Below are 25,319 nucleotides of genomic sequence, written 5' to 3'. Positions count from 1 at the left end.
AGCCGTTGACATGCCGACGCACCGCAGGCAGAGTACGTCGCTAAGCAACGCGAATCACAATGCAAGACGCCATATCGATTGGCAGAGCGCCGGAGGGTCCTGTGCGAGCGATGGTCCAGATGGAGTTCGGTGGCCCGGAGGTGGTGCGCCTGCGCCACCTGCCCGACCCCGAGCCCGGCCCGACCGAGGCCGTCATCCGGGTGCATGCTGCCGCGCTCAACCACCTCGACCTGCTCCAGCGCCGGGGCCCCGGCCGGCTGCCCGGCTTCCGGCTGCCCCACGTCGCCGGGATGGACGTCGCCGGCCAGGTCGTCGCCATCGGTGCCGACGTCACCACGGTACGCCCCGGCGACCGGGTCCTGGTCGACCCGACCGTCGGCTGCGGCACCTGCCCCGCCTGCGCCGCCGGCCAGCCCGGCCACTGCCCCCGGCTCGCGGTCGTCGGCGGCAACCGCCCCGGCGGCTTCGCCGAGTACGTCGCCGTCCCCGCCGCCGTCGTGCACCCGGTGCCCGCGCACGTCGACCTCGCCGACGCCGCGGCGCTGCCCACCGCCTGGAGCCTCGCCTGGCACGCCGTGCACCGCGTCGGGGCGGTCCGCCCGGGGGAGTGGGTGCTGGTGCAGGCCGGCGCGAGCGCCGTCAGCATCGCCGCCGTCCAGCTGGCCCGCCGCGCCGGGGCGCGGGTGATCGCCGTGGCCCGCACCGAGGCCAAGCGGGCCCTCGCCGCCGAGCTCGGCGCCGACGCGCTCGACCTCGACGAGCACACCGTGACCGCCGTCCGTGACCGCACCGACGGCCAGGGCGTCGACCTCGTCGTCGACCACGTCGGCACCGCCACCTGGCCGGTCTCCCTGGCCAGCCTGCGCACCGGCGGGCGGCTGGCGCTGCTCGGCAACACCAGCGGCGACCAGGTGACCTTCTCCCTGGCCGACGTCTACCACCGGGGGCTGCGGCTGCTCGGCGCCGGCGCGTACGCCCCGGCCGACTTCGCCGCCATGCTCGACGCGTTCTACGCCGGCGGGCTGCGGGTGGTGCGGGCCACCGAGTACCCGCTGGCCGACCTGCCCGAGGCGTACGCCCGGCAGGAGTCCCGCGACCTCGTCGGCAAGATCCTGGTGCGGCCATGACCGGGACCCCGCCGGTGCCCCCGGCCGCCCCCCGCCCCACCGGCCCCGCCGACCTGCTGATCGTCGACGCCGAGATCGTCACCATGGCCCCCGGCCGCGAGGTGGTCACCGGCGGCGCGATCGCGGTCACCGCGGGCCGGATCGCCGCGCTCGGCCCCGCCGACGCGCTGCGCGCCGCGTACCCGGGCAGCCCGGAGCTCGACGCCGCCGGCTGCGTGGTCGTGCCCGGCCTGGTGAACGCGCACCAGCACACCACCGCCGACCCCCTGGTGCGCAGCAGCATCCCCGACGACGTCCCCGCCCAGCAGGCCATCTACGACTGGATCGTGCCGCTGCACGCCGCCGTCACCGGCGACGACGACGAGCTGTCGGCCACCCTCACGGCCGTCGAGGCGCTCAGCTACGGCGTCACCACGCTGCTGGAGCCCGGCACTGTGGCGCACCCACTGCGGGTCGCCCGGGGGCTGCGCGCCGCCGGCATCCGCGCCCGCGTCGGCGGCTGGGGCTGGGACACCCCCGGCGCGCCGTACGCGCTGCCCGCCGCCGAGGCCCTCGCCGCCCAGGCCGACACCGTCACCGCGCTCGCCGGCGACGAACTGGTCACCGGCTGGATCACCCTGCTCGGGCACGACCTGGTCAGCGACGAGCTGTTCACCGGCGCCGCCGAGCTGGCCGAGCGGCTGGACGTGCCGATGACCTGGCACATCTCGCCCGGTCCGGACGACGTCGCCGCGTACGCCGCCGCCGGCCGCGCCCGGCCCGTGCTGCACCTGCGCGACCTCGGAGTGCTCGGCCCCCGGCTGCTGCTCGGCCATGCGGTGTGGCTCGACGACGCCGAGGTCGCCGCGATCGTCGACTCCGGCACCGCCGTCGCCTCCTGCCCGGGCGCCTACCTGCGCCTCGGCCAGGGATTCAGCCGCGCCGGCCGGCACACCGAGCTGCGCCGCGCCGGCGGCCGGCTCGCGCTGGGCTGCGACTCGCACAACGCCGGGGACACCCCGGACGTGTGGCGCGCCGCCCGGCTCTTCGCCGGCCTGGAGCGGGACCGGGGCGCACCCGACCCGCTGCGCGCCGACGAGGTTTTCGCCCTGGCCACCGTCGACGGCGCGGACGCCGTCGGGCTGGGGCGGCTCACCGGCTCGATCGAGGTCGGCAAGGCCGCCGACCTGGTCGTGTTGGACACCCGCACCATCTGCTGGACCCCGCGCGGCGACCTGGCCACCCAGCTCGTCTGGGGCGCGGCCGGGCACACCGTCCGCGACGTCCTGGTCGACGGTCGGCTGGTGGTCCGCGACCGGCGGATCACCACCGTCGACGTCGACGCCCTGCGCGAGGAGGCCACCGCACGCCGGGCCGCCCTGCTGCGCCGGGCCGGCATCGACATCCCCCATCGCTGGCCGACCGTGCCCGCGACCGAGTACTGCGCGCCAGGCCGAGCCGGCCGCCGCGACGCCCCCACTGTGAAAGGAAACGCACCATGACACTTCGTACCGCGAAGGGCCCGGCGGCGGTGATCGCCGGAGCCCTGGCGTTCGCCCTGGTCGGCTGCGCCAGCAACGACGCGTCCGCGCCGTCGGCGGCGGGAACCGCCAGCGGCGGGACCACCCAGGCCGGCCAGCCCGACGTCAACGGCGACGGCAAGGTCGTCATCGGGGTGCTCAGCCCCGGCGACATCAACGACAACGGCTACTACGAGAGCTTCGTCGTCGGCGCCGAGAAGTTCGCCACCGAGAAGGGGTGGCAGGTCATCAAGCGCGGCAGTGTCCCGGCCACCGAGGCGCTCGCCGCCGCAAGGGCGCTGTGCCAGCAGGGCGTGGACATGGTGGCGCTCGGCGCGTCCGAGCTCAAGGACGCCATCCCCGCCTCCGAGGAGGCGGTCTGCGCGAAGACCGCCTGGTACGTGCCGTCGTCGGAGAACGTCCCGCAGACCTCGCGGACCGTCATCTCCAGCGACGACCCCAACCAGAGCATGCTGGCCGCCGGGTACGCCACCGGCCTGCTGATGCAGCAGAAGAACGCCACCAAGGCCGGCTTCGTCACCGGCATGGAGGCCGACTTCTCCGTCAACGCCGCCAAGGCGTTCAAGGCCGGCATCCGGATGGTCGTGCCGAAGGCCGAGCTGGTCACCACCTACACCGGTGACTTCAACGACTCGGCGAAGGCCCGGGAGGCCGTCCAGGCGCAGCTCAGCCAGGGCGTGAAGGTGATCTACCCGTACCTGGGCGGGGCCACCGACGCCGCCGCCAAGCTCGCCGCCGACGGCGGGGCCATCACCCTGACCCCCGGCACCGACCGCTGCGACTCGACCGACCCGCGCTTCGACATCTCGGTCATCTTCGACCCGGGCGCGTACTTCGCCGCCGCCCTGGAGCTGTTCGCCAAGGGCGAGATGCAGCTCGGCACCACCAAGGTGTGGCACCTCGGCAAGGACGCGTACCCGACGGTCAAGATCTGCTCCCCCACGGCCGAGCAGACCCAGAAGATGGACGCCTTCATCGCCGACGTGGGCAGCGACAAGATCGACACCAAGGCGGAAGTCGCCAAGCTCGGCTCCTGACCCCCGTCGCCCGACGACCAACGAGGTGGAAACGGACTGTGGACGTTGACGACCAGCTGACGCCGGCCCTCACCCTGCGCGGGGTCAGCAAGCGTTACGGTCCGGTTGTCGCCTGCGACGCCGTGGATCTCGCCGTACGGCCCGGCGAGATCCACGGCCTCCTCGGCGAGAACGGGGCCGGGAAGTCGACCCTGATGAAGATCCTGCTCGGGTTGGTGCACCGGGACACCGGGACCATCCTGCGCGGCGCCGAACCGATCGAGATCGACAGCCCGCAGGTCGCCGCCGACCTCGGCCTGGGCATGGTCCACCAGCACTTCAGCCTGATCGAGCCGCTCACCGTCTGGGAGAACGTCATCCTCGGCGACACCGGGCGGGTCGACCGGGCGGCGGCCTGCGCCCAGGTCGAGCAGGTCGCCCGCCGCTACGGGCTGCCGATCGACCCGCTCGCCCGGGTCGACCGGCTCTCGGCCGGCGAACGGCAGCGCGTCGAGCTGATCAAGTGCCTGCGCCGCGACCCGTCCGTGCTGATCCTCGACGAGCCGACCTCGGTGCTGACCCAGGCCGAGTCGGCCGAGCTGTTCACCGTGCTGCGCCGCGTCGTGCAGGCGGAGAACCGCGCCGTCATCCTGATCAGCCACAAGCTCGCCGAGATCATGGCCGCCACCGACCGGGTGACCGTGCTGCGGCGCGGCGCGGTGGCGTTCCACGGCACGACGGCGGACACCACCGCCCAACAGCTGGCCCGGCAGATGGTCGGCCGCGAGGTGTCGCTGCGCGCCGAGGGCGCGGCCCTGGGCCTGCTGCCCGTCGAGCCCCCGGCCGGGGCGACCGACCCGACCGGGCCGGTGGACGCCGACCCGCCGGCCGATCCGGGGGAGGCCACCGCGCCGGACCCCGCCGCGCCGGCTGCGCTGCGGCTGCGCGGGGTTACCCTGCGCGTCGGCGGCCTGCCCGTCCTGGACGACCTCCACCTCGGCGTCGCCGCCGGCGAGATCGTCGGCCTGTACGGGGTCGAGGGCAACGGCCAGGCCACCCTCGGCGAGCTGCTCTCCGGGCTGCTGGTGCCCGACACCGGCGCCGTCGAGGTCGGCGGCCGGCCCGCCGACCTGACCCGGCCGGGCGCGCTGCACGAGGCCGGCCTCGGCATCGTGCCCGAGGACCGGCACCACTCCGGGGTGGTGCTCGACATGAGCGTGGCGGAGAACCTCGTCATGAAGTCCCTCGCCGGGGTCTGCACGCGCGGGGTGCTCAGCCGCCGACGGATGCACCGGATCGCCCGCCGGCAGATGGCGGAGTTCAACATCGTGGCGCCCTCGCCGGACACCCCGCTGCGCAGCCTCTCCGGCGGCAACCAGCAGCGGGTGGTGCTGGCCCGGGAGCTGTCCGCCGGCCCGAAGGCGCTGGTCGCCGCGCAACCCACCCACGGGCTCGACGTCGGCGCGATCGAAGACATGTACGTGCGGCTGCGGCAGGCCGCCGCGGAAGGAGTGGCCGTGTTGCTGATCTCCACCGAGCTGGAGGAGGTGATGGCCCTCGCCGACCGGATCGCGGTGATCTCCTCCGGCCGGATCGTCGGGGTCCTCCCCACCGCCGAGGCCACCGCGGAACGCCTCGGCATGCTGGTCGGCGGGGTGGCGCACTGATGGCCGCTACCACCGCCCCCGCGCCGCCCACCGGCCCGGGCGGCCTCGACGCCACCGGCCGCCGGCTGCTGCGCCGGCTCAACCCGGGCGTCGGCGGCTGGCAGGTCACCGCGGCCACGGCAGCCACCGTGGCCGTCGCCCTCGCCCTGTCCGCCCTGCTGATCACCGTTACCGGCGGCTCACCGACGGCCTCGGCCACGGCGCTCTACCAGGGCAGCATGGCCAGCCCGGCGGCCTGGTCCACCTCCCTGCTGTACGTCGCGCCGCTGCTGCTGGTCGCCGTCGGGGCCTGCGTCAGCGCCCGTTCCGGCTTCTTCAACATCGGCCAGGAGGGGCAGGTGCTGATCGGGGCGCTCTTCGGCGCCTGGGCCGGGCTGCGCCTGTCGCTGCCCGGGCCGCTGCTCGTCGTCTGCGTCCTGGCCGCCGCGCTCGTCGGGGCGGGCGCCTGGGCCGGGCTCAGCGCCCTGATGTACCGCTTCCGCGGCGTCAACGTCGTGGTCAGCACGATGCTGATGACGTTCCTGGCCCAGCAGCTCGTCTCGTTCGCGGTGAACACCCCGTGGCTGCTCCAGGAGTCCCGGCTGGGCCGGGGCACCCTGTCCCCGCAGTCCAACCCGCTGCCGGAGAGCGCCCGGATCACCTCCCTCGGCGAGTACCCGAACCTCCAGATCAACGGCGGCCTCGTCCTGGCCGTCGTCGTCGCGGTCGTGTTCAGCCTCGCGCTGGCGCGTACCCGCTGGGGTTTCCGGCTCACGATGACCGGCCTCAGCCCGGCGGCGGCCCGGCACGCCGGCGTGCGCGTCGGCGCCCTCGGCGGGATGGCGCTGGCCATCTCCGGCGGCCTCGCCGGCCTGGCCGGGGCGCTGCTGCTGGCCAGCCCCGTGGGCACCAACCGGTTGCAGCCCGGCATGTCCCTCAACATCGGCTGGGACGGCCTGCTGGTCGCCCTCGTCGCCCGGAACAACCCGCTGCTGGCCATCCCGGTCGCGGTGCTGTTCGGCGTGCTCCGGGCCGGGGGCAGCTTCCTGGCCGCCACCGGGGTGCCGCCGTTCCTCGTCGACGTGGTCAAGGCGCTGCTGGTGCTGGCGTTCGTCGCGCCGCCGGTGGTGATCGGCATGCTGCGCAAACGCCGCCGCGCCGGCGAGCCGGCGACCACCACGCCCGCCACCGACCCGGCCGTGAGCAAGCAGGACGCTATGGAAGGCAGTCTGGCATGAGCGCCGCCGACAACATCGCCACCATCCTCTCCAGCGGGGCCCGGCTCACCGTCCCCCTGGCCTTCGCCGCCTGCGGCGAGTACGTGGCGCAGCGCGCCGGCACCCTCAACATCTCCGTCGAGGCGATGATGCTCGGTGCCGCGTTCGGGTCGATCGCCGTGGCCAGCGCCACCGGCAGCGCCACCATCGGCCTGGCCGCGGGTGCGCTCGTCGGCGTGGCGGTGGCGTTCGTGCACGGCAACCTGTCGCACCGGGTGCAGATCAACACCTTCGTCGTCGGTTTGGTCCTCAACGCCCTCGTGCTGGGCCTGACCAGCTACCTGATCACGGTGAGCACCTTCACCGGGCACCAGGTGTGGCAGGTGAGCGCGCCGGTGCTGCGGGACATCCCGATCGTCGGCCCGCTGCTGTTCGTGCAACGCTGGCCGGTGTACCTGCTGCTCGTGGTGATCCCCCTGACCTGGTGGCTGGTCCAACGCAGCCGGTGGGGGCTGGAGCTGCGGGCCGTCGGGGAGAACCCGCAGGCCGCCGACGTGAGCGGGATCCACGTCAACCGCCGCCGCCGGCAGGCGCTGCTGTGGTGCGGGCTGCTCGCCGGGCTCGGCGGCGCGTACCTGGCCGTCGGCGAGGTCGGCTCGTTCAACCAGAACATGACCGCCGGGCGCGGCTACCTGGTGATCGCGGCCGTGATCTTCGGCGCCTGGCGGCTCGGCCGCACGCTGGTCGGCTGCGTCGTGTTCGGTCTGGCCGACGCGATGCGGCTGGCGCTTCCGGCGCTGGGCGTCACCATGAACTCGCAGCTGCTGATCGCCGCGCCGTACCTGCTGGCGCTGCTGGCGATGCTGGTGTTCGCCACCGCGCACCGTGAACCCCGCGCGCTGGCGCAGCCGTTCCAGCGCGGCACCACCTGACCTCGGCGAAACGGACGGGTGCCCGGTGCTCCGAGAGGTGTTCTCTCGGACGCCGGGCACCCGTGGTGGTGCTACTTCGTGGCGCCGGTCAGCGCGACCAGGGCGCTGGCGGTGCGGAAGTAGGGGTTGCGGCCGAGGTCGCCGACGGTGGTGATGTCGAAGGCGTCCTTGAGCAGCTTGGCATCGCCGTCGCTGACCCCGGCGAGGGCGGACACCGGGGCGTCGACGATCTCGGTGAGGGTCTTGTCCTGGTAGGCCTTGTCGACCAGCTTGGTGAGGTCGGCGGTGACGGGCATGCACACTCCTTCGAAAACTCCGGCCGGACACTCCGGCCGGATGCGGACAAATCTGACTAATTAGATCATGGGGCGGCGGGCGGATCCACAGTGGACCCGCCAGGGGCTCACGCCTCCTCGTCGCCGCCTTCCTCGTCCTCGTCGTCGCCGAAGACCTCGTCGGCGATCATGCCGCCGGCGAAGCCGAGCGCCGCGCCACCGACCACACCCGCGACGACACCGCCCATGCCGGGCCCGTCGTGCCGCTCGTGGTGGTGGTCGTCGCGGTAGTGGCCGTCGGGATGGCCGTACGCAGCGTGCCCGTAGCCGGGCGGGCCGTAGCCCTGGGTGGGCACCGCGTAGCCGTGGCCGGTGTGCATGCTTTGACGGCCGTCGAGGACCTGGCGGACCCAGGCGTCGACCTGCGCGGCCCAGTCGCCGTGCTCGGCGCCGCCGTGGGCGACGTGGTGGCGACCGTACGAGTCGTGGCCACCGGTGAACAGGCCGCCGCGCTTGTCGAACTCCAACACGACGTCGACGCCGTGCTCGTTGGCGACGAAGGTCAGCTCGACCTCGTTGACGGCGTGGGCGTACTGCGGGGCCGCGAAGTATTCGATCTCCTGGTAGAACGGCAGCGTCTGGTGCAGCCCGGAGAGGTGACCGCGTTCGAGGTCGGCGGCCTTGAACTGGAAGCCGAGCCGGCCGAACGCCTCCAGGATGTGTTCCTGTGCCGGCAGCGGGTGCACGTACACCGGGTCGAGGTCGCCCTTGTCGACCGCGCCGCGGACGGCCACCTCGGTGCGCAGGCCCATCGTCATGCCGTGCAGGTGCTGCCCGTACAGGTCGGTCACCGGGGTCTCCCACGGCATCGCCACCTGGAACGGCAGGGACAGGTGCTGCCCCTCGCCCAGGATCAGGCTGCCGGCGACCTGGACACGGTGGAACTCGACGAGCGCGTCGTGCTCCTCCTCCGCGCCGTCGACCTCCACCCGGGTGACCAGGCCGACGGTGATGTGGTCGATCTCCACGTCGTGGCTGCCGCCGGTCAGGTTCACCTGCCCGCCGAGCAGCAAGCCCGGGCGGGTGTTCGGATTGGACAGGACCGTGTCGACGCTCGGGCCACCCACCCCGAACGCGCCTAGCATCTTCTTGAACACTCCGCGTGTCTCCCTTGACAGCCGCCACGCGCGTCACCCGGACTCGGTGGAACTTCCACCGGAAACCCTTGTGCCGCAACGGATTCAGCGGCGTCCATGGTGGAAGCCGCTGCGCCGGGAAAGTACCAACTCAACCTGAGAGGTAGCTGAGTGTATTCACATGCTTCACTTTCGGTGAGGTTGCGAGGGTTGGCGGGTCCGCTCAGGCGTCGTCTAGCCCTGCATTCCGCACGTCGGCGATTGTCAGCACCATTCCAGCGGGTTGACGTCGAGTAGGTCGAGGAGTTCGAGTTGCAGGGGTGTGGGTTGAGGGATGGTGTGCAGGTTGCCGCTGGTCGCGGGCCGGCCGGCGTAGAGGCCGGCGATGCTGGTCCGGCCTTGGGCGCGTGCTGACCAGCTTCGACAGGTCAGCATCGGAGATGTACTCTTCGCCCGCCTCGCGAGCCTGCTGACGCAGGCGCAACCCGTCGTTGAAAACCACACGGGCGCACCCGAACGCCTGCGCCAGCGCGGCACGCTGGGTGGCGTCCGGGGTGATCCGGAAGTGGTAACGGAGCTGCACGGACAGCACTGTACGTCAGCGTACAGCCATAGGATCGACGGCATGACTTCCACCCTCGACACCCTCCCGCGGATCGGAGCACCAGCGACGCGGGCCCTGAATAACGCCGGCTATACGACCCTGCGCGACCTGGCCGGGGTGCCTCGCGCCGAGCTGGCCAAGCTGCACGGCATGGGGCCGAAGGCCCTCGGGATCATCCGAAACTCCCTGGAGGAGCACAACCTGAGCCTGGGGTAGGGCATCCCCGAAGCGACGGCACGGGGAGAGGAACCCGCCGACGAGAAGCCGGGGAGAAGTGCGTACCTTGTGGTGAAGTTCTGTGTGGGACCGTGCTCAGGATTGCGGCAGTCGGCTCAGCGCGGACGGTCCCCACCCGGTCGGGTCCTCGCCGGGCGGCACCATCGCGAGGGCCTGCCAGAGCAGCAGGACGTCCCACCAGCCCGACTCCGCCGGGGTCAGTGGGCGCACGGCCTGGTAGCCGGCGAGGAACCGGGCATGGACCTCAGGCGGCACCGGCCCCCAGTCGTGGTAGCGGGTGCCGAGCAGGATCGTCGCGCGGGCCAGGTCGACGAGCCGGTGGTCGTGCCGGGCCTCCTCGAAGTCGAGGACCGCGGCGATCTCGCCGTCGGCACACAACACGTTGGCGGAGCGGAAGTCGAAGTGGACGAGTTGCCGTGGCAGCCGGTCAGGTGGCGCGCTGGCGACCAGTCCGCGCAGCGCGTCGCGGGCCGCTGCGGGCAGCTGCTCGGCGCGGGTGTCGAGCCATTCGGTGATGACGGCGTGCCGACCCATGCCAGCGCGTTGCCGCCGCTCATCACGATCCGCTCGCACGAGTCGATGCGTACGCCCCAGTGCTCGTCCAGGACGTCGGCGACCCAGCGGCCCGCCGTCCGCGCGTCGCTGAAGCCGAACCTTCCGTCGAGGACGTGGTGCGGATCGTGCGCCTCCCACAGCATCTCCAACACAGGCATCTGCGATCCGATCATGCGGCCCAGTGTGGCGGAGCCGTACGAGAAGGCGGGCGCCCCGGATGCCGGGCCGTCTCCTGACGGTGGCATCCGGGGCGCCCGGTCGCGCGCGGCATCAGGTCAGGCCCGGCTCCACCGCTGGTTCGCGGCGGTGTGGCAGGTCCAGGCGAGCACGGTGGTGCCGTTGGCCGTGCCGGCGTTGTTGACGTCCAGGCAGAGCGACGGGAACCGCACGTTGCTGATGGTGCCGTTGCCGTTGAAGGTCCACTGCTGGTTGGTGCCTCCGTTGCAGTCCCAGATCTGCGCCCGGGTGCCGGCGGCGGCGTTCGTGGGCAGTTCCAGGCACTTGCCCAGGACCTGGAGGGCCTGGCCGGACTGGGTGAACTGCTGGTTGGCGTTGCTGTGGCAGTCCCAGATCAGCATCCCCGTGCCGTTGGCCGGGTTGGCGTTGTCGACGTCCAGGCACCGGCCGCTGGACTCGCTGCGCAGCCGGAACGTGGTGGTGGGCGGCGGGGTGGTCGTGCCTCCGCCGCTGACCCGGTAGACGACCGTGCCGTGGGCCGGCACGCTGGCGGAGATGGTGCCGGTGGTGGTGGAGGTGCCGTTCGTCCAGGCGTCGCGCAGGGTGAACGAGGAGCCGGACTTGCCGATCGCGGCGGCGGTGGTGGAGACGGTCGTGGTGGAGCCGCCCTGGTTGAACAGGGCGACGGCCACGTCGCCGTTGGCGAGGCGCTTGGCCAGCACCCGGCGGGTGCCGTCGTTGGAGACCTGGGTGGCCTGGAGGCCGAGGGTGTCCTGGTTGATCCCGATGAGGTTGGCGTTCTTGAGGATCGTCTGCGTGGCGCTGTCCATGTTGCGGATGTCGTTGCCGGCGATCAGCGGCGAGGCCATGATGGCCCACATCGCGAAGTGGCTGCGCATCTCGGTGTCGTTCATGCCGCCCCGGCCGACCTCCATCATGTCGGGGTCGTTGAACGCACCCGGACGCGCGTAACCGGCCAGCGGCACGGTGACGTTGATGATGTTCTGGATGCCCATCGGGTAGCCGTTGGTCTGGCCGGTGTCCCAGGCGTTGGTGATGTCCTCGGTGGTGCGCCAGATGTTGGCGACGTCGCCCCAGTCGCGCATGGGGCCGGTCTTCTCGTGGATGCTGTTGGAGTTGATGCTGTAGAGAATGGGACGACCGGTGGCGGCGAGGGCGTCGCGCATGATGGCGAACCGGTTGACCTGCTCGGTGATGGTGCCGGTGGGGGAGCACCAGTCGTACTTGAGGTAGTCGACGCCCCAGGCGGCGAACTGGCGGGCGTCCTGGGCCTCGTGGCCCATGGCACCGGTGGCCCCGGGGTAGGAGTTGAAGTACTGGGCGCAGGTCTTGTCCAGGGGCGCCTGGTAGATGCCGAACTTGAGGCCCTTGCTGTGGATGTAGTCACCCAGGGCCTTCATGCCGCTGGGGAACCGGGTCGGATCGCCCTGGAGGTTGCCGGCCGAGTCGCGGTTGGGGTTCATCCAGCAGTCGTCGACGACGACGTACTGGTAGCCGGCGTCCCGCATGCCGGAGCTGACGATGGCGTCGGCCATCTGCCGGATCAGCGCCTCGTTGATGTTGCAGTAGAACGTGTTCCAGCTGTTCCAGCCCATCGGCGGGGTGCGGCCCACCCCGTTCTCCAACGCCTGAGCCGGTTTCGGTGCGGCTACCGTGTCGACCACGGTCAATCCGACTGCTCCCAGGAGTGCGACGCTCAGGGCGGCGAACCATCTCGTACGTGCGCGCATTGACTCTCCATTGTTTCCGGGTGGTGGATGTCGTTGTTTTTGCCTGTCGACTGATGCCAATTGGCAGGCAGGGACGGTGAACTGGTGACATCGATGCGGCGGCTACCTGCGATTGCGGGACGGGAATGCGGCCCGGCCACCATCGCTGCGGAGTGTTCCCGGATGTTCACGGCTCGACGCTGCGACACGCATCGAGCTGAGGCCCGTGGGATCCCGATGGGCTGGTCGGAGCGGCCCGGTAGCTCCTCGGGAAAGTTATCATGTTATCGCTAACATGGGCAAGCAAAACCCCCGTCGGTGATCGTCGGTCGCCAATGGGTTGCGACTGCGGGCGACACCCGCCCCCGGTCACCTCGCGGCGGGCGAACTCACCACCCGCACCTCGCCGGCCGGCAGGTGCAGCTCCCCGCCGACGGGTTCGCCGGTGAGCATCTCCCGGCCCCGCGCAGCGACGACGGTATCGGTGTCGGCGTGGTTGACGAAGAAGGTGAAGACCTCCTCGTCGTTCCGGCGTACCAGCACCTCGACGCCGGCGGGCACGCCGGTGGGGGCGGCCACCAGCGAACGCACCAGGGCGAGCAGCGACTCGCCGTCGAGGCCGGCGGAGACGTACACCGCGCGGCCCCCGCCCGCCAGCGAACGCGACGTGATCGCGGGACGGCCGTCGAGCTGCCCCCCGGAGTATCCGGCCAGCACCTCCGCGTCGTGGACGCGGAGAAGCTCCGTCCACTCCGTGCCGCGCCAGCCGTTGTCGAGGGCGAACGTCTCGCCCTCCTGCAACGGACGGAACTCCTCGCACCGGACACCGAGGAGGTCCCGGAACGCCCCGGGGTAGCCGCCCAGCCGCACCTGGTCGTTCTCGTCCACGATCCCCGACAGGAAGCCCACCACCACCGTGCCGCCGGCCTCGGCGAAGGCGGTGACCCGCCCCGCCGTGTCGTCGCCGGTCAGGAAGAGCGCCGGCACCACCAGCACCTCGTACCCGGTGAGGTCGGCCCACGGCGGGAGCACCTCGATGCTCACGTTCAGCCGCCAGAACGCGTGGTGCCAGTCGCGGACGAGACGACCGTAGTCGAGGTGGTTGTTGGGCTTGACCCCCTTCGCCATCGCCCAGCCCGCCTCGTCGTCGAAGAGGATGCCGACCCGGGCCTGGGGAGCGCGTGAGCCCAGGACCGGGGCGAGGCTGCGCAGGTACGCACCCAGCCGGCACACGTCGCGGTAGAGCTCGGTGTCCTCGCCGGCATGCGGGACCATCGCCGAGTGGAACTGCTCCGCGCCTGCCCGGGAGGCGCGCCACTGGAAGAACATGACGCCGTCGGCGCCGTGACCCACGTGGCTCAGGCTGTTGCGGATCAGCTCTCCCCGCGTCTTTGCCCGGTTGCGCGGCTGCCAGCTCACCGCGCTGGTCGAGTGCTCCATGAGCAGCCACGGCCGCCGCCCGGTCGTCATCGCCCGCATCCGATCCCCGGAGAAGGCGACGTCCTGCTCGGGGACCGGGTCGGCGGAACGGGTGTAGTGGTCGTTGGCGACGATGTCCATGTGCGCCGCCCAGCGCGGGTAGTCCACGACGTCGGGCTCGGCGCCCACCATGAAGTTCGTGGTGACGGGCAGGTGCGGGGTGACGGCCTTGAGCACCGCGCGCTCGGCGAGATAGTGCGCCAACAGCTCGTCGGAGGAGAAGCGGTCGAAGTCGAGCACGAGCGACGGGTTCTTCGCGTTGTTGCCGCGCGGCGGAACGACATGCGCGAAGTCGCGGTACGTGTGGCCCCAGAAGGCGGCACCCCACGCGTCGTTCAGCGCGTCGAGCGTGCCGTACCTGCGCCGTAGCCAGCCGCGGAACGCCTCCGCCGACACGTCGCAGTAGCAGCGGCCGTTGCCGCCCCCCAACTCGTTGCTGACGTGCCACATCACGACGTGGTCCCGATGCCCGTAGCGCTCGGCGAGGGCTCGGACGACGCGTAGCGCGTACTCGCGGAAGACCGGGCTGCTCGGACACCAGCCGAGGCGGGCGCCGGGCCAGTGCGGTCGCATGTCGTGGTCGACGGGGCGGAGCTCGGGGTGCGCCGCCAGCAGCCAGCCCGGGGGCGCGGCGGTCGGCGTGGCGAGATCGACGGCGATGCCGCCCTCGGCCAGGAGATCGACGACCTCGTCCAGCCAGCCCCAGTCGAACTCCCCGTCCGCGACCTCGACCAGCCCCCAGGAGAAGATGCCGAGCGAGACGAGGTTGACGCCGGCCTGCGTCATCAGCCGCACGTCCTCGGCCCAGGTCGCCCTGTCCCATTGCTCCGGGTTGTAGTCGGCCCCGTAGCTGAGCCCTCTCGTCGGCCAGGCGTTGTCGACGTGCGACCAGGTCATCCGCTGACTCCTCGGTCTCGTGGAAGCCACCCGCCGCTCGCCGCGACCACCGCGACCGTGCGGACCGCCGGCAGGCCACGGGACGCCTCGATCCTGACCCGCACCTCGCTCACGACGCGCGGGGCGAAACGCAGGATGCGTCGATAGCCGATCGAGTTCGCCTCGGCCAGCACCTCCTCGTGCCCATCGGCCACCGCGGTCACGACGATCCGCTCCAGCCGCTGCCCCTGCGTGATCTCCTCGCCGACGACCACGGCGGCGACCTCGGTGGGGCCGGCCAGGACGACCGAGACGGTCGGCAATCTGTCGGACGCCTCGGGACGCCACACGCAGCCCTCCGCCGCACCCACCGCCAGCCGTGCGAGCGCGGCCGGGTCGCCCGTCGGCGCACCGGCGGCCGTACGCACGGCCCCGGAGGACAGGACGACGTCGGCTTCCCGCACCGCGCCCCGGAACGCGCGGATGCGCTCGCCCAGGCCCGCCAGGGCCGCCACGTCGGGGTCGGCCACGAGGCCACGGGAGTCGGGCGGCACGTTGAGCAGTAGGCAGGCGTTCCCGCCGACGGCCGCGCACCACAGCTCGAAGAGCTCGTCGGCGGAGCGGACGGCGTGGTCCTCACGCCGGTGGTGGAACCACCCCGGCCGGATGGACGTGTTGACCTCGGCCGGATACCACACGAGATCGTCGAGTCGGCCCGCGACAGCCGCCCGGCTGCCCAGATCCTCCCCGTCGCTGCGCACGAGCCGTGCGAAGGTGCCGTCGTCGACGTGCTGGGAACCCTCGGCGATGCGCTCGGCGTCGCGTAGCCCGGCGGGCACGACGCTCCACTCGTCCGCCCGGGTGTGCCCGGCCTCGTTGCCGCACCACCGCACGTCCGGCCCGCAGACCGAGATCACCGCGTCGGGTTGCCGCCGCCGGACGACGGCGTAGTACCGCTCCCAGTCGTACTCCTGGTGTGGGCCGTCGGGGCCGTTGCCGTTGGCCCCGTCGAACCACACGGAGAAGACCTCGCCGTAGCCGGACAGCAACTCCTCCAGCTGGGCGACGAAGAAGTCGTCGTACGCCTTCCCCGAGCCGTACGTGGCCTCGCTGCGGTCCCAGGGCGAGAGGTAGACACCGAACCGCAGACCGTGCCGCCGCGCCGCATCCGCCACGAGCCGCACGAGGTCACCCTGCCCGTCGCGCCACCGGGAGGCGGCGACGGAGTGCGTCGTCACCTTCGAGGGCCACAGGCAGAAGCCGTCGTGGTGCTTGGCGGTGAGGATGACGCCGGTCATCTCCGCCGCCGCGATCGCCGTCATCCACTGGTCGACGTCCAACTCCGACGGATCGAACAGCGCCGGGTCCTCGTCGCCGAGACCCCACTCGCGGTCGGTCATCGTGTTCATGCCGAAGTGGACGAAGGCGTAGAACTCCATCGACTGCCACGCCACCTGCCGCGCGCTGGGCCGCACGGCGGTCAGCGCCTCGGCCTCGTCGACGGAGCCCGGAGCGGGACGAGGGGGAATGGGGGCAGGGGTCATGCGAACCGTCCTGTCCGGATGCCGGGGCCCGATGCCGTTCGTCACCCTACCGGACGAATTGACCGCCGTCTTCCCGTGGCCGGTCCCGCTGCTCGGCCGCCCGTGGCGTCAGCGGCGCCGCAGGGTCGGGTCGGTCAGCGCCGGCGGCCGGTAGCCGGCGTCGGCCGGGTTGATGTTGTGGCCCGGCGGCACCAGCGTGTCGATCCGGTCCAGCACGTCGGCCGGCAGGCCGTCGAGCTGGCCCGCGCCGAGCTGGCTGCGCAGCTGCTCCAGGGTGCGCGGGCCGATGACGGCGCTGGTGACGGCCGGGTGGCTGAGCACGAAGCCCAGCGCCAGCTCGATCAGCGTCAGGCCGCTCTCCCGGGCGAGCACGTCGAGCTCGCCGACCAGGTCGAGCTTGCGATCGCGGGCGGCGGCGTCGCGGAAGTCGAAGTGGTCGCCGTTGCGCCCGGCGCGGGAGTCCGCCGGCACGCTGCCCGCGCGGTACTTCCCGGTGAGCCAGCCGCCGTTGAGCGGGCTGAACACCATCACCCCGAGCCGGTGCCGCTCGCAGGTCGGCAGCACGCCGGCCTCGGCACCCCGGGCCAGGATCGAGTACGCCAGCTGCTCCGTCGTGAAGCGTTCCCGCTGCCGCCGCTGCGCGACCCACTGCGCCTCGACGATCTGCTCGGCGGGGAACGCGGAGGTGCCGATCAGGCGTACCTTGCCCTGCCGGACCAGGTCGGACAGTGCGCCGAGGGTTTCGTCGACGTCGGTGCGCGGGTCGGGGCGGTGCACCTGGTAGACGTCGATCCAGTCGGTGCCCAGCCGGCGCAGGCTCTCCTCGACCGCCTGCGTGATCCACCGCCGGGAGTTGCCCCGCCGGTTGCGGTCGGCGCCCATCGACTCGTGGAACTTGGTGGCCAGCACCACGTCGTCGCGCCGACCGCGCAGCGCCCGGCCGACGATCTCCTCGGTCTCGCCGTGCGCGTACACGTCGGCGGTGTCGACCAGGTTGACCCCGGCGTCGAGCGCCTCGGCGACGATCTGGTGGCACTCCTTCTCGTCGGTGTTGCCCCAGGCACCGAACATCATCGTGCCGAGACAGAGCGTGCTGACCTCGACGCCCGTGCCGCCGAGCCTGCGGTAGCGCATGATGTGATCGTCCTCCTGCTGGTGTGTGCCGACCACGCTGGCACGCCGGCCGGGCCCCCGGCACTGTCCCGCCGGGTCGAATCGGCCCGGACGGGTTTGTGTCCCCGGCACAGCGCGCCCCGGAGCGGGGACGAATAGGCTGGTGGCAGCGTTGTGATGGACATTCCGGCACGGTGGAGGTACTCATGGGGACCGGCCTGACCCAAGCCCGATGGACGCACGTGGCACTGCCCACCGGCGACCTCGACAAGGCGATCGCGTTCTACACCAGTCTCACCCCGCTGGTGGTGGTGGAGCGGTTCGCCGACGCCGACGGGGAGAGCGTCTGGCTCTCCAACGACAAGCAGGTCGAGACGCCGTTCGTGCTGGTGCTCGTCTCCTTCAACAAGGACAAGGGCGGCCAGCTCGGCCTGCTGCACCCGTTCGCGCACATCGGCATCGAGGTGCCGCAGCGCTCGGACGTCGACGCGATCGCCGAGCGGGCCCGCGAGCTGGGCTGCCTGCACTGGGAGCCGCGCCAGATGCCGCCGCCGGTCGGCTACATCTGCGCGCTGAAGGACCCCGACGGCAACGTCATCGAGATCTCCCACGACCAGCAGGTGTTCGACACCGTACGGCGGCTGTGGGGGAACTGAGCGCGGGCCGCACCCGCGCCGCGGTGCTGGGTTACCTGGCCGCGTTGAACGCCCACGACGCCGACGCCGTCGCCGCCTGCGTCAGCGGCGGCTTCGTCAACGAGCACACCGCCGGGCTCGGGCGGGGTGTCGTGGGCCGGGCCGGCTACCGGGAGCGGCTCGACGGCTTCCTGGCCGAGTTCGCCGACCTCCGCTACGAGGTGGAGGAGCTGATCGTCGACGGGGACCGGGCGGCGCTGGCGTACCGGATGTCCTTTCGGCTGGTCTCCGCCGGCCGGGCCCCGGTGCGCGTGCGCGGGATGTTCCGGTTCCGGGTCGACGCCGACGGCCTGGTCGCGCACCGGGTCGACTACTGGGACAGCGGCGAGGTGCACCGCCAGCTCGCCACCGAGCCGTGACCCTGCGTGGTCGCCTTGCTCGGCTGCGCCCACACTGGCGAACCCCTTTGCTCTGCACCCAATGACGCAACAGTCGCTTTGTGTAATGGAGTGTCGTCTCGTCCTGCCCTTCGGGGTTCTGCATAGGCGCAGCACGGCCGCCATGTTGCGCCCGTGGGTGCAGAGCAAAAGGGTCGGGACGCGTCGAATGGGATCGCGGGGGTGTGACGCAGCGTCAGGATCGACCCGTCCGGGTGAATTAGCAGGCCGATCTCACGCACGGTAGTCGAAGTCCCGTGCGGTGGGTGGCGGGTCCGCGCCGCGCCGCGCCGGCCTCGCACCTCGGCCGTCGCGCTGGGTAGAGTGCGCATCCTGCGGAGGCGACGGGGATGCGCGAGGTGACGCGATGGCGGTCGGGGTCGGGATCGAGGAGCACAACGGCGACGCGCCCGCGATCCAGACCGTGCAGCGGGCCGCCACCATCCTCCAGGCGTTCTCCGCCGAGCGGCCCCGGCTCACCCTGGCGGAGCTGACCGCCGACCTCGCGATCAGCCGGGCCACCGCGCACCGGTACGCCCGCGCGTTGCGCGCGGCCAACCTGCTGCGCTTCGACACGGCCACCGCCACGTACACGCTGGGCCCGCAGATCCTGGCGATGGAGGCCGCGGCCCGCGCGGCGCTGCCCATCGTCACCGCCGCCGAGCCCCACCTGGACCGGCTGACCCGGCTGACCAACCAGACCTCGGTGCTCAGCGTGTGGAACGGCGAGAGCCCGATCGTGGTCCGCTGCATGGACAACGTCAGCGGCGACGTGCGGCTGAGCGTGCGTACGGGATCACCGCTGGACCTGGTGCGCTCGGCGCAGGGCCGGGTGTTCTGCGCGTTCCTGCCGCCCGCCGAGGCCCCGGTGGTGGCCCGTCAGCTGCGCCTGTCGGCCGGGCTGCGAGCCGTGGTCGAGCAGGTGCGCCGCGACGGCTTCGCGGTCAACTCGCCGGAGGACTTCGGGGTGCGGGTGCTGGCCGCGCCGGTGTTCGAGCGTACCCAGGTGGTGGCCGCGTTGGGCGTGCTCGGCACCGACGCGGTGCTCTCCGGCGCGGCGGATGCCGCGGCGGCGGATGCCCTGCTGGCCATCGCGCGCGAGCTGTCCGAGGGGCTCGGCGCGGCCGTGAGCTGACGAGTCGGCGTCAGCGCCCGCGCCCGGTCGGTTCGGCCCGCGCCCGGTCAGCGCCGGCCCGCGCCGCCACGCGCCGCCGGGGGGCGGTGGCCGTTGCCGTTGCCGTTCTCCGGCACGGGGTGGTGGCCGTTGCCGTTGGTGCCCAGCTCGGCGGTGACCACGGCGGCGACGCGCTGCAGGGCGATGGCGAGCGGGCTGTCGGTGCCCTCCGGCACGGACGTGGTGGTGCCGACGATGGCCATCGCGGCGATCAGCGTGCTGCCGCGGAAGATGGGCGCGGCGATGCTGCGGACGCCGTTGGCCGACGGCGTGTTCGCCGAGATGCCGGTGCGCCGGATCTTGTCGACCTCCCGGCGCAGCTCGGCGGAGGCGGCCAGCTCGTCGGCCAGCCCGACCACGTCGTCCGCGGGCAGGAAGGCGCAGAAGACCCGGCCCTGGGCGGACTCGGTGCGCGAGAGCCGGGAGCCGGTGCGGACGCTGACGCGGATGACCCGGTCGGTGTTGTCGTCGGCGCGGACGACCACGGCCGTGTCACCGTCCCAGACGCTGAGCACCACCGTCTCGTCGATCTCGCGGACGAGCTGCTGCATGTGCGGGCCGGCGATGCTGATGACCGGCATCGCGGCGCGCGCGGCGGCGGAGAGGGTCAGGATCTGCGGGCCGAGCGAGTAGAGTCCCTCCCGCTCGTCGTAGCGCAACAGGTTGCTCTCCCGCAGCGCCTTGGTGTAACGGTGGGCCGTCGCCTTGCTGGTGCCGAGGCTGGCGGTCAGTTCGTTGAGGCTGAGTCGTGGGCGCGCCGCGGTGAACGCGTTGAGGATGACCGCCGCGCGCTGCACGGTCTGGATCGCCGGAGCGCTCTGGTCCGCGTTCTTCCCCGGCGAGGGGCTGTCGTCCGCCATCTGGATCCCTCGTTGCGTGAAGTGAGACAGTATCATGGCATATGGCACATCAGCCTGTCGATGTCTGCCGGCTTCGTAGCGCGATGTCGGCATATATCCGGGCGAAACGCAGCAGGTCCGCGACGGCACAACGGTCCCGCCGAGAGTCGGCCGGGTCCGCCGGGAGCAGCGGGGGCCCCAGCCGGACGGTCGGCACGCCCCGCCCGCGCAGCAGCACCCCGTCGGTCGACCCCGTCCAGCCCCGCACCGGCTGCGGCGCGCGGCCGTGCGCGGCCCGCCAGGCGGCATCGGCCCAGTGACAGATCGGGGCGTCCGGGTCGGTGGCGGCGGCCGGGTGGACCGGCCAGCCGGTCACGCTCACCCCGCAGTCGCCCAGCGGGGTGTCGCGCAGCCTCTCGGTCAGCGTCGCGGCCAAGGCGGCGGTGATCTCCGCCGGCTCGTCGCCGGGCACCGTCACGAGGTAGAGGTGGAACTCCAGCCGCCCGGGCAGCAGGTCGGGCTTGCCCGGCTGGCCGGCCCGCACCGCCCCGATGCCCACCTCGGCCCCGACCTGGCCGGTGCGGCCGGCCCGGCTCGCCAGGTGGGCGTGCCGGAACGCCTCCAGCGCCGCGACCACCCGGCCGAGGTGTGCCAGCAGGCCCCCCGGCGGGACGGCGGTGTCGCGGAACAGCGCCGGATGGAAGCGGCTGGTCAGCCGTACCCGGACGAACATGGCCCCTGGCTCGGCGGTCAGGACGCCCGGCGGGCCGCTCTTGGCCACGACCGCGGCGGCCGGCAGCGGGTGCCGGTCCAGGTGGTGGGCCACCCCGCCGGGGGCGGGGCCGGCGTCCGGATCGTTGCGGTGGGTGCCGGCGGCGGCGAGCAGCAGGGTCAGCCGGTGCGGCCGGCCGGCGGCCCGGCACGCGCCGGCCGCGGCGGCGAACCCGACGAGAGCGGCGGCGGCTGCCCCCCGGGCGACCCCGAGGCCGAAGCCGCTGACCACCCGCTCGGTGTCGGGCCCCTCCGGCCGCCGCAGCCCGGGCGCGGGGGCGTCCAGGCCGGTGATCGGCGCGTCGAAGTCGGCCCCGCCGGTCAGCGAGGTGTCCAGGTGTGAATAGACGAGCAGCTCCGGCGCCGTGCCGAGGGCGGAGGAGCCGACCAGGTTCGCGCTGTCCGGCAGCGCCGCCGTCGGGTCGAGGGGGTCGACCCGCCAGGACAGCTCCGGCCAGCGCGCGGCGGCCCAGCCGGCGAGCCGGTGGGCGGTGGCCCGCTCCCGGCCGTACGGGCTCGGCTCCGCCCCCAGCACGGTCAGCGCGTCGAGGACGGCTGCCTCGTCGATCGCGTCCTCGGCCGCCCGCCGCAGTGCCGCCGGCACATGGTCGTCCATCCCCACACTCCCGCCGCCGTGACTTCATTCAAGATGACGTCTCGTATGTTGACATACTCGGGATGGCTTCTCTAGCGTGACCTGACATCAACGACATCGCCCCGCATCCGGCGACGTCAGCGCGACGGGCAGCGGTGCGGATGCGGACGGCCGACCCAACCGCTGGAGGACCGATGACCTACGTGGTCACCGACGAGTGTGTGGACGTGCAGGATCGGTCCTGCGTCGAGGAGTGCCCCGTGGACTGCATCTACGAGGGCGACCGGATGATGTACATCAACCCCGACGAGTGCGTCGACTGCGGGCGCTGCGAGCCGGTCTGCCCCGTCACCTCGATCTTCCACCTGGAGGACCTGCCGGCCGACCGGGCCCACTTCGGGCCGATCAACGCCGAGTTCTTCGGCGAGCTCGGCAGCCCCGGCGGGGCCCGCAAGATCGGCCGGGTCGGCCGCGACCACCCTGCCGTCGCGGGGAGCGCCGCCTGATGGGCGAGCTGCACGAGGTCGACCTCGCGATCGTCGGCGCCGGCCCCGCCGGCCTGTACGCCACCTACTACGCCGGCTTCCGCGGGATGAGCGTGGCGCTGATCGACTCGCTGCCCGAACCCGGCGGCCAGATCGCCGCCCTCTACCCCGAGAAGGCCATCTACGACATCGCCGGCCTGCCCTCGGTGCGGGGCCAGGAACTCGTCGACGCACTGCTCACCCAGGCCGCCACCGCCAAGCCGACGTTCCTGCTCGGGGAGAGCGCCGTCGAGCTGACCACCGCCGCCGACCACGTGCTCATCGGCACCGACACCGGCACCCAGGTACGCGCCAAGGCGGTCCTGCTCACCGCCGGCATCGGCACCTTCACCCCCCGCGAGCTGCCCGTCGGCAACGACTACCTCGGCCGGGGCCTGCGCTACTTCGTGCCCCGCCTCGACGAACTCGCCGGCCAGGAGGTCGTCGTGGTCGGCGGCGGCGACTCCGCCGTCGACTGGGCCCTCGCGCTGGAGCCGTACGCCCGCAGCGTCACCCTCGTGCACCGCCGGCCGCAGTTCCGCGCCCACGAGCACAGCGTCGCCCAGCTGGAGTCCTCGACCGTGCGTGTGCTCACCCCGTACGAGGTGTGCGGCATCGCCGGGGAGCGGACCGTCACCTCCGTGAGCATCGCGCAGGTGCGCGGCGAGGGCCGCGAGGAGCTGCCCGCGCAGGCGGTGGTGGCCGCCCTCGGCTTCATCGCCGACCTCAGCGCCATGGAACGCTGGGGCCTGGAGATGCACCGCCGCTACGTCGCCGTCGACCGGTCGATGCGCACCAACCTGCCGCGCGTCTTCGCCGCCGGCGACATCACCGACTACGAGGGCAAGGTGCGGCTGATCTCCGTCGGCTTCGGCGAGGCCGCCGCCGCCGTCAACAACCTCGCCCCGCTGGTCAACCCGATGCTGGGCACGGTGCCCGGGCACTCCTCGGACGCGGCGTGACCGCCCCGCAGGGCGACGCGCCCAGCGCCGCCGGCCCGCACCCCGCCGACGCCCCGCACACCGTTGCCGGCCCGCACCTGGTCGCCACCCGGCACGGGCTGGGCCGGCTGACCGGCGACGGCGCCGTCGAGCTGCTCGACCTGCCGTACGCGGACGTGGCCGCCCTGCTGCGGGCCGGCGCCGGGCTCGCCCCGGCCCGCGCCGCGACCGTGCGCCGCCGGCTGCCCCTCGACGCCCTCGCCGGCGACATCGTCGCCCCGCTGGGCGGGACCCCGGCCGTGTGGGGGGTGGGCCTCAACTACCACTGCAAGGCGCGCACCACCGGGCGGCCCCTGCCCACCCAGCCCGTGCTCTACCTCAAGTCGCCCAACGCCGGCTCCGGCCCCGACGACACCGTGCCGCTGCCCACCTCGGTCAGCGCGCAATCCGACTACGAGGGCGAGGTCGCCCTGGTCATCGGCGCGCGGATGCACCACACGCCCGCCGAGCGGGCCTGGGCGCACGTCGCCGGGATCACCGCCGCCAACGACCTGACCGCCCGCGACGTGATGGTCGCCTCCGGCAGCCCCACCCTGGCCAAGAGCTTCCCCGGCTTCGGCGCGCTGGGCGCCTCGGTGCTCGGCCTGGACGCGGTCGCCGACCGCGACGCCATCGGCGTACGGACCACGGTCAACGGGGAGCTGCGGCAGCAGGCCAGCACCGCTGACCTCATCTTCCCGGTGCCCGACCTGCTTGCCTGGATCTCCCGGTACGTGGTGCTGGAGCCGGGCGACGTGGTGCTGACCGGCACCCCCACCGGCACCGGCCAGGACCGGGGCTGCTTCCTGACCCCCGGCGACCTGGTCGAGGTCACTGTCGCCGGGGTGCTGCCGCTGCGCACCCGGTTCCGCGCCGAGACCCCGGCCGCGACAGCCGGGGCCCCGGACCGGACAGCCGAGACCCCGACCCCGAAGGCCGAGCCCGACCCCCTGCCCGGCGACGCCCGCCCGTCGCCGCCGCTTCGTACAGAAAGCGTGATGCCATGACTGACAGTTCCCCGCGCTACGACCTGGTGCTGGCCGGCGGCGAGGTGTTCGACGCCGCCACCGGCGCCAGCGCAGTGGCCGACGTCGCGGTGACCGGCGACCGGGTGGCCCGGATCGCCCCCGGCCTCGCCGCGCAGGGCCGGCAGGTGGTCGACTGCACCGGGCAGTACGTGCTGCCCGGCCTGGTCGAGGCGCACACCCACATCTTCGCCGAGGTCTCCAAGGTCGGCGCGCCGCCGGACGAGGCGCACCTGCACCGGGGCGTCGTCGCGGCCTGCGACGCCGGCACCGTCGGCGCGTCCACCTTCGCCGCGTTCGAGCGCTTCGTCGCCGGCCCGGCCCGGATGCGGCTGGTCAACTTCCTCAACGTCTCGGTTCTCGGCCTGATCGACTTCCGCTTCGGCGAGCTGCTCAACCCGGGCACGCTGGTGCCCGAGGACGCCCTGGAGATCGCCGCCGCCAACCCGCACCGGGTGCGCGGCTTCAAGATCCGCCTCTCCGAGGACGTCGTCGGCCTGGAGTGGCGGACGCTGCTCAAGCGGTCCCTCGCGCTGTCGGCCGAGGCCGGGCTCCCGCTGATGATCCACATCGGGGAGACCCCGGAGCCGCTGCCGGTGATCCTCGACCTGCTGCGCCCCGGCGACGTCGTGGCCCACTGCTACACCGGCAAGCCGTACGGCATCCTCGGCGACGGCACCGTCCTGCCCGAGGTGTACGCCGCCCGCGAGCGCGGCGTGCTGTTCGAGTCCGCCCACGGCAAGAGCAACCTCAGCTTCGCCGTGGCCCGTCCGGCCATCGAGCAGGGCTTCCTGCCCGACGTGATCACCTCCGACACCAGCGGCCGCAACTGGCGTGGCCCGGTGTTCGACCTGGTCACCAGCATGGCCAAGCTGCGGGCCATGGGCATGACCATGGAGCAGATCGTGCCCCGGGTGACGTCCGCCCCGGCCCGCCTGACCGGCCTCGACGCCGAGGGCTACGGCAGCCTCGTCGAGGGCGGCCCGGCCCACGTCACGGTGCTCGCCGACGCCGAGGAGGCCGAGCTGCCCGACGCCGCCGGCAACCGGGTCGTCGCCCGCCGGCTGGAGCCGAGCCTGGTGCTGCTCGCCGGCGAGCAGGTGCCGACCGTGCCGTGGCGGGGGCTCCCGGCGGCCGGCGTCGCCGGGGCGTGAG

Annotated in this window: 24 protein-coding genes and 1 pseudogene; 14 read left to right on the top strand and 11 right to left on the bottom strand. The window is 72.9% G+C overall.

What is annotated here, in order from left to right:
• Nucleotides 1-110: 110 nt before the first annotated feature.
• From ACFT41_RS19835 to ACFT41_RS19810, 6 genes are read left to right on the top strand one after another with little or no spacing between them, the layout of a single operon-like run.
• A complete protein-coding gene (locus ACFT41_RS19835) occupies nt 111-1,127 on the top strand; it encodes an alcohol dehydrogenase catalytic domain-containing protein (protein ID WP_377588385.1) in 1,017 nt (338 codons plus the stop codon).
• Entirely contained in the window at nt 1,124-2,608 is a 1,485-nt protein-coding gene (locus ACFT41_RS19830; RefSeq protein WP_377588386.1) for an amidohydrolase family protein, read from the top strand. Before ACFT41_RS19835 ends, ACFT41_RS19830 begins: the two co-directional genes overlap by 4 nt.
• Nucleotides 2,605-3,684 carry a BMP family ABC transporter substrate-binding protein gene (locus ACFT41_RS19825; RefSeq protein WP_377588387.1) on the top strand — a complete coding sequence of 360 codons (1,080 nt, stop codon included), beginning with the start codon at nt 2,605-2,607 and terminating at the stop codon, nt 3,682-3,684. Before ACFT41_RS19830 ends, ACFT41_RS19825 begins: the two co-directional genes overlap by 4 nt.
• Before the next feature lie 38 nt (nt 3,685-3,722).
• Nucleotides 3,723-5,330 carry an ABC transporter ATP-binding protein gene (locus ACFT41_RS19820; protein WP_377588388.1) on the top strand — a complete coding sequence of 536 codons (1,608 nt, stop codon included), beginning with the start codon at nt 3,723-3,725 and terminating at the stop codon, nt 5,328-5,330.
• Nucleotides 5,330-6,547 (top strand): ABC transporter permease, encoded by a 1,218-nt coding sequence (locus ACFT41_RS19815; RefSeq protein WP_377588389.1) that lies wholly within the window; start codon nt 5,330-5,332, stop codon nt 6,545-6,547. Before ACFT41_RS19820 ends, ACFT41_RS19815 begins: the two co-directional genes overlap by 1 nt.
• The gene (locus ACFT41_RS19810; protein WP_377588390.1) at nt 6,544-7,458 is read left to right on the top strand and encodes an ABC transporter permease; all 915 of its coding nucleotides are present in this window, start codon (nt 6,544-6,546) and stop codon (nt 7,456-7,458) included. Before ACFT41_RS19815 ends, ACFT41_RS19810 begins: the two co-directional genes overlap by 4 nt.
• 71 nt (nt 7,459-7,529) lie before the next feature.
• Here the strand turns inward: ACFT41_RS19810 and ACFT41_RS19805 are convergent, their stop codons facing one another.
• From ACFT41_RS19805 to ACFT41_RS19790, 4 genes and pseudogenes are all read right to left on the bottom strand, one after another.
• Nucleotides 7,530-7,754 carry a hypothetical protein gene (locus tag ACFT41_RS19805; protein WP_377588391.1) on the bottom strand — a complete coding sequence of 75 codons (225 nt, stop codon included), beginning with the start codon at nt 7,752-7,754 and terminating at the stop codon, nt 7,530-7,532.
• A gap of 107 nt (nt 7,755-7,861) precedes the next feature.
• Nucleotides 7,862-8,878, bottom strand: a complete 1,017-nt coding sequence (locus ACFT41_RS19800) for a sporulation protein (protein WP_377588407.1) — start codon at nt 8,876-8,878, stop codon at nt 7,862-7,864.
• A 255-nt stretch (nt 8,879-9,133) separates the two neighbouring features.
• A complete protein-coding gene (locus ACFT41_RS19795; protein ID WP_377588409.1) occupies nt 9,134-9,304 on the bottom strand; it encodes a hypothetical protein in 171 nt (56 codons plus the stop codon).
• Between the two features lie 25 nt (nt 9,305-9,329).
• Nucleotides 9,330-9,452: pseudogene (locus ACFT41_RS19790) on the bottom strand (helix-turn-helix domain-containing protein); the annotation flags it as partial.
• A 42-nt stretch (nt 9,453-9,494) separates the two neighbouring features.
• On the opposite strand from ACFT41_RS19790, the gene ACFT41_RS19785 reads away from it, so the two are divergent.
• The gene (locus ACFT41_RS19785; RefSeq protein ID WP_377588392.1) at nt 9,495-9,689 is read left to right on the top strand and encodes a helix-hairpin-helix domain-containing protein; all 195 of its coding nucleotides are present in this window, start codon (nt 9,495-9,497) and stop codon (nt 9,687-9,689) included.
• A gap of 96 nt (nt 9,690-9,785) precedes the next feature.
• On the opposite strand, the gene ACFT41_RS19780 is transcribed toward ACFT41_RS19785, so the two are convergent.
• The 5 genes from ACFT41_RS19780 to ACFT41_RS19760 all read right to left on the bottom strand — a co-directional run bounded on the left by ACFT41_RS19780 (nt 9,786) and on the right by ACFT41_RS19760 (nt 17,205).
• Nucleotides 9,786-10,283 (bottom strand): phosphotransferase, encoded by a 498-nt coding sequence (locus ACFT41_RS19780; RefSeq protein ID WP_377613944.1) that lies wholly within the window; start codon nt 10,281-10,283, stop codon nt 9,786-9,788.
• A gap of 257 nt (nt 10,284-10,540) precedes the next feature.
• Entirely contained in the window at nt 10,541-12,193 is a 1,653-nt protein-coding gene (locus ACFT41_RS19775) for a glycoside hydrolase family 27 protein (protein ID WP_377588394.1), read from the bottom strand.
• 348 nt (nt 12,194-12,541) lie between these two features.
• Nucleotides 12,542-14,548 (bottom strand): beta-galactosidase, encoded by a 2,007-nt coding sequence (locus tag ACFT41_RS19770; protein WP_377588395.1) that lies wholly within the window; start codon nt 14,546-14,548, stop codon nt 12,542-12,544.
• On the bottom strand, nt 14,545-16,071 hold the full coding sequence (locus ACFT41_RS19765; RefSeq protein WP_377588396.1) for an alpha-L-fucosidase: 1,527 nt from the start codon (nt 16,069-16,071) through the stop codon (nt 14,545-14,547). Before ACFT41_RS19765 ends, ACFT41_RS19770 begins: the two co-directional genes overlap by 4 nt.
• A gap of 108 nt (nt 16,072-16,179) precedes the next feature.
• Nucleotides 16,180-17,205: an aldo/keto reductase gene (locus ACFT41_RS19760; RefSeq protein ID WP_377588397.1), complete on the bottom strand. Its 1,026-nt coding sequence runs from the start codon at nt 17,203-17,205 to the stop codon at nt 16,180-16,182.
• A 185-nt stretch (nt 17,206-17,390) separates the two neighbouring features.
• Between ACFT41_RS19760 and ACFT41_RS19755 the strand changes: the two genes are divergently transcribed.
• The 3 genes from ACFT41_RS19755 (at nt 17,391) to ACFT41_RS19745 (ending at nt 19,391) form a co-directional block, all read left to right on the top strand.
• Nucleotides 17,391-17,840 carry a VOC family protein gene (locus ACFT41_RS19755; protein WP_377588398.1) on the top strand — a complete coding sequence of 150 codons (450 nt, stop codon included), beginning with the start codon at nt 17,391-17,393 and terminating at the stop codon, nt 17,838-17,840.
• Nucleotides 17,828-18,238, top strand: coding sequence for a nuclear transport factor 2 family protein (locus ACFT41_RS19750; RefSeq protein WP_377588399.1), 411 nt, complete (start codon nt 17,828-17,830; stop codon nt 18,236-18,238). Before ACFT41_RS19755 ends, ACFT41_RS19750 begins: the two co-directional genes overlap by 13 nt.
• Nucleotides 18,239-18,623: 385 nt before the next feature.
• Complete coding sequence (locus ACFT41_RS19745) at nt 18,624-19,391, top strand: IclR family transcriptional regulator (protein WP_377588400.1); 768 nt, start codon at nt 18,624-18,626, stop codon at nt 19,389-19,391.
• Nucleotides 19,392-19,438: 47 nt separating this feature from the next.
• Here ACFT41_RS19745 and ACFT41_RS19740 read toward each other — a convergent pair whose 3' ends face one another.
• The gene (locus ACFT41_RS19740; protein WP_377588401.1) at nt 19,439-20,290 is read right to left on the bottom strand and encodes an IclR family transcriptional regulator; all 852 of its coding nucleotides are present in this window, start codon (nt 20,288-20,290) and stop codon (nt 19,439-19,441) included.
• 49 nt (nt 20,291-20,339) lie between these two features.
• Nucleotides 20,340-21,656, bottom strand: coding sequence for a hypothetical protein (locus tag ACFT41_RS19735; protein WP_377588402.1), 1,317 nt, complete (start codon nt 21,654-21,656; stop codon nt 20,340-20,342).
• A gap of 173 nt (nt 21,657-21,829) precedes the next feature.
• Between ACFT41_RS19735 and fdxA the strand changes: the two genes are divergently transcribed.
• The 4 genes from fdxA to ACFT41_RS19715 are packed head-to-tail and all read left to right on the top strand — an operon-like array spanning nt 21,830 to nt 25,318.
• Nucleotides 21,830-22,141 carry a ferredoxin gene (gene fdxA / locus ACFT41_RS19730; protein WP_377588403.1) on the top strand — a complete coding sequence of 104 codons (312 nt, stop codon included), beginning with the start codon at nt 21,830-21,832 and terminating at the stop codon, nt 22,139-22,141.
• A gap of 8 nt (nt 22,142-22,149) precedes the next feature.
• Nucleotides 22,150-23,121: an NAD(P)/FAD-dependent oxidoreductase gene (locus ACFT41_RS19725; protein ID WP_377588408.1), complete on the top strand. Its 972-nt coding sequence runs from the start codon at nt 22,150-22,152 to the stop codon at nt 23,119-23,121.
• Nucleotides 23,118-24,146, top strand: coding sequence for a fumarylacetoacetate hydrolase family protein (locus ACFT41_RS19720; RefSeq protein ID WP_377588404.1), 1,029 nt, complete (start codon nt 23,118-23,120; stop codon nt 24,144-24,146). The genes ACFT41_RS19725 and ACFT41_RS19720 overlap by 4 nt, the downstream gene beginning before the upstream one ends.
• Complete coding sequence (locus ACFT41_RS19715; protein ID WP_377588405.1) at nt 24,143-25,318, top strand: hypothetical protein; 1,176 nt, start codon at nt 24,143-24,145, stop codon at nt 25,316-25,318. Before ACFT41_RS19720 ends, ACFT41_RS19715 begins: the two co-directional genes overlap by 4 nt.
• Nucleotide 25,319 lies beyond the last annotated feature (1 nt).

The sequence above is a fragment of the Micromonospora sp. NPDC057141 genome (genome assembly GCF_042670805.1).
Taxonomy (GTDB): Bacteria; Actinomycetota; Actinomycetes; order Mycobacteriales; family Micromonosporaceae; genus Micromonospora.
The sequence above is the reverse complement of the archived record's forward strand: the minus strand, read 5'-3'. Positions and strand labels throughout refer to the sequence as shown.